The following is a 536-nucleotide window of genomic DNA, read 5'->3' on the forward strand; positions in this document are numbered from 1 at the left end:
TATGACGGCTTCTTCATGATGTTCCTGCTGAAGAACGGTCGCGAGCCCGGCGAAGCGAACGAGTTCCGCACGCGAATCCAGGAATTCCTGGCCGATTTCGAGCGCGGCGCGAAGAAGCTCAATGCCGGCGCCGACGACGTCTACGCTGCCAAGTTCGCGTTCTGCGCGGCGATCGACGAGGCGGTGCTGTCCTCGCAGTTCAAGGTGCGTGCCGAGTGGGAGCGCCGCCCGCTGCAGCTGGTGCTGTTCGGCGAGCAACTGGCCGGCGATAAGCTCTTCCAGTACCTGGAGGAATGCCGCGCGCACGGCGTGGCGCGCCTGCAGTCGCTGGAGGTGTTCCACATGTGCCTGCTGCTGGGCTTCCAGGGCAAGTACCTGCTCGAGGGACCGGAGAAGCTCGCCTACCTGACCGCGCGGATCGGCGACGAGATCGCCCAGATGAAGGGCAAGCGCGCGCCTTTCGCGCCGCATTGGGCGCTGCCCGACCAGATCGCGCACCGCCTCAAGCGCGAGGTGCCGCTGTGGGCGATCGGCGC

Annotated in this window: 1 protein-coding gene; it reads left to right on the forward strand. The window is 66.6% G+C overall.

What is annotated here, in order from left to right; all coding sequences use genetic code 11:
- The coding region (locus tag HWY05_RS37685) for a DotU family type IV/VI secretion system protein (RefSeq protein WP_176061483.1) at positions 1–536 on the forward strand (536 nt) is incomplete at both ends.

This window comes from Paraburkholderia sp. BCC1876 (genome assembly GCF_902833695.1).
Classification (GTDB): domain Bacteria; phylum Pseudomonadota; class Gammaproteobacteria; order Burkholderiales; family Burkholderiaceae; genus Paraburkholderia.